7 protein-coding genes are annotated in these 7,382 nt (G+C 57.0%); 5 read left to right on the top strand and 2 right to left on the bottom strand.

The annotated features are described in order from the left end of the window. The first annotated feature begins 192 nt into the window (after positions 1–192). The 3 genes from AAFO92_RS16250 to AAFO92_RS16260 are packed head-to-tail and all read left to right on the top strand — an operon-like array spanning position 193 to position 4,614. Positions 193–792: a helix-turn-helix domain-containing protein gene (locus AAFO92_RS16250; RefSeq protein ID WP_347536833.1), complete on the top strand. Its 600-nt coding sequence runs from the start codon at positions 193–195 to the stop codon at positions 790–792. Further along, positions 785–2,695, top strand: a complete 1,911-nt coding sequence (locus tag AAFO92_RS16255) for a relaxase/mobilization nuclease domain-containing protein (protein WP_347536835.1) — start codon at positions 785–787, stop codon at positions 2,693–2,695. The genes AAFO92_RS16250 and AAFO92_RS16255 overlap by 8 nt, the downstream gene beginning before the upstream one ends. Continuing rightward, positions 2,695–4,614, top strand: coding sequence for a type IV secretory system conjugative DNA transfer family protein (locus tag AAFO92_RS16260; RefSeq protein WP_347536837.1), 1,920 nt, complete (start codon positions 2,695–2,697; stop codon positions 4,612–4,614). The genes AAFO92_RS16255 and AAFO92_RS16260 overlap by 1 nt, the downstream gene beginning before the upstream one ends. Before the next feature lie 647 nt (positions 4,615–5,261). On the opposite strand, the gene AAFO92_RS16265 is transcribed toward AAFO92_RS16260, so the two are convergent. After that, the gene (locus AAFO92_RS16265) at positions 5,262–5,711 is read right to left on the bottom strand and encodes a hypothetical protein (RefSeq protein ID WP_347536839.1); all 450 of its coding nucleotides are present in this window, start codon (positions 5,709–5,711) and stop codon (positions 5,262–5,264) included. A 184-nt stretch (positions 5,712–5,895) separates the two neighbouring features. On the opposite strand from AAFO92_RS16265, the gene AAFO92_RS16270 reads away from it, so the two are divergent. Together AAFO92_RS16270 and AAFO92_RS16275 are read left to right on the top strand one after the other, a co-directional pair. After that, positions 5,896–6,339: a hypothetical protein gene (locus AAFO92_RS16270; RefSeq protein WP_347536841.1), complete on the top strand. Its 444-nt coding sequence runs from the start codon at positions 5,896–5,898 to the stop codon at positions 6,337–6,339. A 183-nt stretch (positions 6,340–6,522) separates the two neighbouring features. Next, the gene (locus tag AAFO92_RS16275) at positions 6,523–7,059 is read left to right on the top strand and encodes a hypothetical protein (RefSeq protein WP_347536843.1); all 537 of its coding nucleotides are present in this window, start codon (positions 6,523–6,525) and stop codon (positions 7,057–7,059) included. A 137-nt stretch (positions 7,060–7,196) separates the two neighbouring features. Here AAFO92_RS16275 and AAFO92_RS16280 read toward each other — a convergent pair. Further along, positions 7,197–7,382 (bottom strand): hypothetical protein (locus AAFO92_RS16280; RefSeq protein ID WP_347536845.1); only part of this gene is annotated, 186 nt, incomplete at its 5' end.

Here is a 7,382-nt window from a genome sequence, read left to right on the forward strand (position 1 = left end):
AGATCGGTTAAAGTACTCCGAGAATGAGTGATTCCGGGTTGGAGTATCTATCGGCAATATCTCGCAATATTACGTGGTATGCAAAAAGACAAATTGCGCAAAATGCTTATTTGATGTATTCCTGAGGATGAAAAGATGGACGCTGGCAGGATATGCCAAATGTCTGCGACTTTTGTCCGAGGGGTCTAAAAAGTGCGAACTGGCCGACCAAAACGCCTGAAACTCGAGGAAAGGATCGAACTGGCGCGGCGTTACCACGCAGGGGAAACGCCCAAGGTGTTGGCGGAAGCTTATGGCGTGTCGCGACGCCATGTGACGCGTCTGGCAAGAGAAGAGCAGGGCGATGGGCTGGCGGTGCGAGATCCGTCTGAGAGTGTGAGTTTCCGCGCCGCGCAGTCCGAACTTTCGGCCTTTGATGAAGAGTGGCAGACGCTTGGCTTTGCCAATCGCAGCCAGGCGCTTCAGGCGCTTGTCCGGGCGCGGTGCGGGGTGCTCGACGTGATGCGCAAAGATGTGAACACCTTCGCGGAGGCGCTTCTTTGCGCGCAGGATTTGGCCCAGGCCGGGCGGGTGTTGGCCAAAGCCGTGCAGCGCGGAAAACTGTCGCTGGAAGAGGAAGACCGGGCAACGCTGTTGTCGCTTCTCGACCTTGCGCAGGAGACCCGCCGGGAAATGGCCGCGCTTCATGCGGCCGCCCGGGCACGCCGCGGGGACGGATGGCAGGTGCCGGAGATCGGGCCTGTAGGCGAGTGTACCGACCTAGGTAAGGAAGTAGCGGTGGGACATGTCTGAACCGCTCGCGCTCTATCACTCTGTTATGGGCAAGCTCTGGGAGGAAGAGCGGATCCGGGGTCAGCAGCACGCCCGGATCGAGGCACGTCTGGCCGGGCGCCGACAGGGACGCAGCTACCAGCGAACCGGGCGCCTGTCGGCCCGCAACCTGCTCAAGAGTGCAACCCAGGAAAGCCGCGCAGCGGTCTTCAAGCGGATCAGGGCAGGGGGGTGCAAGACCAAGGCCTCTCTCGGCAACCAGCTGGCTTATGTCAATGACAAGGCCATCTATACCTATTCGACGATGACCAACCCGCTCACCGATGGTGCGGTGCTCTCGGAAGAGCAGAAGGAAGAGATCATTGAGGCCTGGTCAGAGACCTGGCGCGGCACGACCAAGCTTGGCTTCACCTCGCACATGCTGCTGTCCTTTCCGACCAATGTGAGTGTCGACCAGGTAAAAGACATCACGCTCGAATGGGCCGAACATTTCTTCGAGAGCGGTGATTATGGCGATCAATGGGATTACGTGCTCTCGGTCCATGACGACCGGGCGCATAAACACGCCCATATCATCCTGAACAATCGTGGTCTCATGAACGGCACCTGGTTCTCCTGCTGGGCCGAGGGGGTAATGTCGCCCCAGCTCATGCGCGAAAAGCAGGCGGAAATTGCGGAAAGCTATGGCGTAATGCTGGACGCCACGACGCGGCTGGAGCGCGGCATCTTCGAGAAAGCGCCCGGGATCGAGGAAATCTATCGCGCCAAGGAAGAAGCGCGCCTGCCGTGTGAGATCGCGCTCAGCCCGGAGGAGCGCGACGTCGCCAAAGCGCAGGTCGTGGGTTTCGCCAGGGATTATCGCGACCTGGCCGATGTGCTCGATTGCATGGACCAGAAACACCTGGCCCACACCCTGCGCCGCATGGCGGCGTCCCTTGGCACGGGCACGCCCTACCAGCTCAAGGAAGGAGAGATTGACATGGAAACCATCCGGACGGTGGGGGATGCCATCGACTATGCCGAGAAGACAATTGAGGCTTTGCGTCTGAAAGCGGAAGAGCTTGAGGCGGGTGAGCGGCCCGCCTTCGAGGCGAAGGCCGCGCCTGTTATTCGTGATCTGTCGCAAATGGTGCCCGATCCTGATCTACGCGCGCGTTTCGGCCGGGAGTTGACGGAGCCCTATCCGCCGGGCGCAGGGGACACTAGGCTGGGCGAGGCCGTGTCGTCAGGCCAGGATCAAGTTCTCGAGGCCTTGAAATCCGATGTGGCCGAGGCCGGGCTGGATGCCGATGAGATGGTCGCGCGGATCGCGGCTGGCGGCACCACGAATTACGGGCTGGCGCAGGATTGGGTCGCGCGCGACATGGCGGCGGTGCTGGCGAAAGATGGCATTGATCTCAATCGCGCTAGCGACACGGAGCAGGCGAGGGCGCTCGACACGGTCGATACATTCATGGACCGGCTTCTGGACCGGGCGCGTGACCTGGGTGCGGCGGTTGGCCTGTCCGGTGCCTCGGACGAAGACACGGCCTTCATCGATCAAACAGATCGGGGACCCAATTATTACCTGCAGGAGCTTGCCGACATGCTGCGCGATGGGGATCTCTCCGAGGCGCAGGAAGAAACCGTTGAACGAACCCTCAAGGCCGAGCTTTTCCGGGAATTGGGCGAGACGGGAATGGCCGAGCTCAGGCGGGGGAATTACGAGGTGCTGGCGGGCGCGCTGCCCAACCGCATCGATCAGATTACCGTCACACAGGAGTTTCTGGAACTGACCTCTGAGGACACCGGCGACCAGGTCTTCACAGATCGCGCGTCGGCGCTGCAGCAGGACAAATCCGAAGCGCTGGCGAAAGACACCCATCTCGAGTTGCATCGTGGCAGGGAGCTGTCCGGGGAGCTTGATGACGAGGCGGGTCTCTGATGAGCACGCGTCTGCCTCTCTGGGCCGCGGTGCCCTTTGGGACCCTCTGCGGGGCGGCAATCGGCACAATTGTTGCCAGCTTCTATCTGGCACTAGCCCTCCGGACCGGCGTGTCGGAGTTCGACATGCTGACGGTCTGGAAAGCCAGTGCGGCGGTGCGCGCTGCGCATCCGGAAGCGTTCCAGGTCGCCTTCGGGGCCGTGGGGCTCAGCTCGCTTGGGCTCGCCACCCTGGCCTTTGCCTGGGTCTGGCAGGGCCAGGGCGACGATTATGGCTCGGCCCATTGGCAAAGCAAGGCGGAGCTGAAGCAAAACGGCATGCTCGAGGCGCCCGGCCGCGGTTTCGTCTGCGGCAAGCTGGGTGCACCTCGTTCGAAAACGCCTTACATCTCGGCAAGTGATGTTCCGCATGTGATGATGGTGGCCCCGACGCGCGCCGGCAAGGGCGTCGGGTTTGTCATTCCAAACCTGCTGTCCTTTGCCGGTTCTGTGGTTGTGCTCGACGTCAAGGGCGAGAATTTCCAGAAGACCGCGCGGTTGCGCGCGCTGAAGGGCGATGAGGTGTTCCGCTTCAGCCCGTTTGATTGGGCCAACAGCACACATCGCTACAATCCGCTTGCCCGGATTGCCGCAGCACCAAGCTTTGCGCAGCAATTCACCGAGGTCTCGATCCTGGCTGATCTCTTTCTCGATAAGGACAACAAGACCCTCGACACGTTTTCCGAGGCGGGCAAATCGATCTTCGTGGCGGCCTGCCTGCTGGCGATCCAGCGGGGGCGACCGACGCTGGGTGAGGTCAACCGGATCGTGACCGGGGGCGACTACAAGAACGCCCAGTACAGCGCCTATGCCGAGGAAGCCCAAGAGACGACGGTCCGGGAGCTCTGGATCAACGCGGCCAGCGCGTCGTCGCGGCTTCTCACCTCGAACATCCAGGCGCTCATGACGGCCGGGTTGAAGCAGTGGGACAATCCGGCGGTTCGGTCCGCCACCGATGCCAGCGATTTCGAGTTCGCAGGGTTTCGCAAAAAGCCGCATGCGCTTTACATCGTTGTTTCCGAGGATCACATCGCCACGCTGGCGCCGCTCCTGCGGCTCATGTTTGCCGATCTCATCGCCAGCCTGCGTCTGAAAGAGCCCGGACCCGATGAACCCTGGCCGGTCATGATGATGATCGACGAGTTTCAGCAGATGGGCGCAATGCCCTATCTCGAACGTGCCATTCATTCGCTGGCAAGCTATGGCGGTCGGGTGGCCATGATCGCGCAGTCGCTGGCGTCGCTCGATCGCATCTACGGGCCCGAGGGTCGCGAAAGCTTAGAGAACGGCGCCGGCCTGAAACTCTACATCACACCGCGCGATCAGCGCACGGTCCGTGAAGTCTCGGCCGCGGTCGGCAGTACCACCCGCGAGGCCGTCACCCGCATGTACGGTCGCAACAAGGGCATTCTCGGGGCCACTTCGACGACTTCCCGCCTCGAAGAACGCCCGCTTTTATCTGAGACCGAAGCCCGCACCATGGATCCTGATGAGGTCATCATCCTTGCCTCTCCGCAGCATCCGATCCGGGCAAAGCGGATCAAATATTTTGAAGATCCGTTGTTCACGGAGATGGTCGAACGCCAGGCCGGACGGGATTTCCCCTACCCGCCGCGCGTCGAGGGCACCGGGCCATGGATAGACAATGACGTGATTGCCGAGGACGCTATGACTGGTTCGAGTGAGGCGACTGAAGAGGCGTCGCGTGCTGCCCGGGTCAGCCGGCGACAGTCGAGATCCATGTATGCGCGTCCAGCCGACGACGATACCGACGCCTTGCACCCGGAGGAGATGAACCGCGATGTCCCTGTGCCTGACGCCTGGGAGCAGGTGTTCACCGAGCAGGGGGATTTCATAGAGGAGTTGCTGGGTGACCAGTAGCTTGGAAACGCCCGTTCACCGTATTAGATACAAATGTCTAATGTGCGGACAAAGCTGACGTTCGCACTTGGTTAGATTATTCGTTCCGAGTGGTTACGACCGTCGTGAATGTAGTTCGAACCTGCGCATGAGTGCCAACAGAATTATTCTTCGCTAATTCTATACGTTGGTCCTGCAACCTTTGGGTTCCATCCCTCTTGGATTGCAGTCGAAATCCACCGGCAAACATCGCCAGGAGTAACGGGCTCAACCTCGATAGTTCCCCAGTCTTTAGGGTGCTGACGGTCTGTTTCGATATGTAGGGTGGCGCCTTTTTCCGTAGCGTGTTCAATCGCAACGTTAATTTTGCCGGACCCATAGTCAGTTTGGGAATAGGTAGCCTTTCTCCTCACTAACCAGCGATAGTCTTCGCCTCCAACTGTAACCTTGCGAGTTCCTTTTCTTGGGATAGCCATCAGAGATTTCGATCCATCGTTGCTGGGGTTTCGGCCTCAATACAAAGCAATGATACGAGAGGCACGCATGGACAGAAAGGCTTTAGATTACGCTCTTTGAACTTCCAACCTTCGATGTTCTTTGATCGCATTCGCGGTATTATTAGGGCTCGGAGCGGATATAGATGACTTAGCGGACGAAGTTGTCATTGATCATTCTATTCGTTGCAGCTCTGGCGGGGGATTTTTTGAAGCAATGAAACGCCGCGCCCTTGGTATGGGATCATCGAAATACTGGTTTGGCCCAAGGTGCTTGCGTGCATTCAATTCAGCCGTATCAAGCAGAGGGAAGTCGATTTTCACTACCTTCGCCTGCCAACCTTGAAATTTAAATTGATGCCCTCTCCAATAGTGCGCTAACAATTTCTCACGTTCTGAATAACCGTGGAAGTCGAAGGCTATTTGGCCATTGGTGACATACATGTGGTTGCCGTGGAGCCCGTCATTCGGAACAATCCATTCCCCGTAAAACCCTCCAAACGATGTGTCTTCGAGAAATACACCAGCTAAAATATGGCATGCGCCGAAGCCGAAGAAGATGCGATCCGGCTGGTTCCAGCGTTTCTCAGGATGCTTCTTAATGCCAGGGGTTGGCCAATACATAGACGCCTATTTAGCGTGGCCTTTATCGACCTGCAAATTTGAAATAAGGGCTGAAATCGGTCATCAGACGCGATCACTCGGACAAACCTGAGTACTATGGCAGGTATGCGGACAAAGCGGACATTGGCAATACAGTATTACTCTGCAATCATTCACGCGATCTAAATCGCGCCTAGGAGACAAAATGAGGCCGCACCCGAAATTCAGCTGCTGGGAAATCCCTCGTGAATTTCCTCTAGGCAGCGTCATGTTGAAGGCATTGACGATCGATGACGTCGAGCGAGATTTCAAGGCCATTATGGAAAGCGCTGCAGAATTGAAGGCAGCAAACCCTAAGTTCTCATGGCCAGACGGTCTGACCCCAGAAAAGAATCTGGTTGACCTCGCTTGGCACCAAAAGGAATTCCAATCGAAACGAAGTTTTGCTTGGGTGATTGAAGACCTGGAAGGGTCATATCTCGGGTGCTTGTACGTTTACCCCTCAATTGCTGGTGAAAATACTGCAGACGTATATTGGTGGTGGCGCACTGGAAGCACTGTCGATACGAACGGCTTTCGGAAATGCTTACTTGATTGGATATCAAGTGATGATTGGCCTGAGTTGGATTTCAAGTTGAAATCGCAATAGCTTTTCGCCGTCCGCAATGGGCTCAAAGCGGTCATAATGGAAACTTGACTAAATTGCGAAGTATCGATCATCGAGTTTTACAGCGTTGACGGGATTAAACTTATCAAACCTCTTGTTATTGGGTTGCAAATCCATTTTGGCCCCGCTCTATGGAAGCTGGAAATGTGCTAACTTGGAGTTCCAATGAAAATTCAAATTTTGTCACTCGCCGCTGCTGGAATTCTTCTAGCAGGGTGCGACACCTATACCGCTCAACAGTATCAAAGCAGCCCGTCCAATGTCATCGCTTTGCAGGCTGTAGCGGCAACAGGTAAGAGAGCGTCTGTTGGATCAGTAACAGCCGCTGAGGGTGTCGCAACTCGACCTACGTGCCGACTGGCGGGCCCAATCGACATAGGCGGCGGCATTGACGTCACGGCGGCCATTAAACAGGCCCTTCAGGCTGAGTTCTTAGCAGGGAACGTTTTCAGCCCGCGTGGCACACAAATTAACGCCGTGGTTACTGAATTGAAGCCGGATTCCTTCTCAGGAAACTGGACCATAGGTATGACCGTTTCGTCTAGCAAAGGTCAGGGCTTCAACGTTCGTACTGTGCACAAGTTCAGCACAAGCTTTTCTGCGGCTGCCGCATGCAACAACACGGCAGATGCATTCAATCGCGCGCTGGCTTCGTCGATCAACAAGATTGTGACCGACCCACGTTTCAGAGCGCTTCTCTAGTTTGAGGAACGTGAAGTTCAGGCCCGCCACTTTACGGCGGGCCTAGATTGTCGCGAGACGCCTCGCACACTTCAAAGTGAACGGTTTTCGTTCACCGTCAAGCAATCGATTGAGTATCCACTTTGGCCTCAAAGCCGTCAGTCGCAGCATAGACTTGGCTGGTACACCTGAGTAATCTCGTCAGACGTCTGCTCTGAGCTGATTCCGTTGAAAAACTCGTTGTATACGGCGCTCGTGCTTTGGCTATCGAATTGATTTGAAGAGGCAATCCACCGCCAGCCCGACTGGTTATCCGGCGACGGGCACCAGTGGCTTGAGCTTTG

This window comes from Roseovarius sp. CAU 1744, from assembly GCF_039839345.1.
Taxonomy (GTDB): domain Bacteria; phylum Pseudomonadota; class Alphaproteobacteria; order Rhodobacterales; family Rhodobacteraceae; genus Roseovarius.

Bases quoted from the DNA above. Each gene is read 5' to 3' on its own strand.
- AAFO92_RS16255 (WP_347536835.1), top strand. From the start codon at position 785: ATGTCTGAACCGCTCGCGCTCTATCACTCTGTTATGGGCAAGCTCTGG.
- AAFO92_RS16260 (WP_347536837.1), top strand. From the start codon at position 2,695: ATGAGCACGCGTCTGCCTCTCTGGGCCGCGGTGCCCTTTGGGACCCTC.
- AAFO92_RS16265 (WP_347536839.1), bottom strand. From the start codon at position 5,711: ATGTATTGGCCAACCCCTGGCATTAAGAAGCATCCTGAGAAACGCTGG.
- AAFO92_RS16270 (WP_347536841.1), top strand. From the start codon at position 5,896: ATGAGGCCGCACCCGAAATTCAGCTGCTGGGAAATCCCTCGTGAATTT.
- AAFO92_RS16275 (WP_347536843.1), top strand. From the start codon at position 6,523: ATGAAAATTCAAATTTTGTCACTCGCCGCTGCTGGAATTCTTCTAGCA.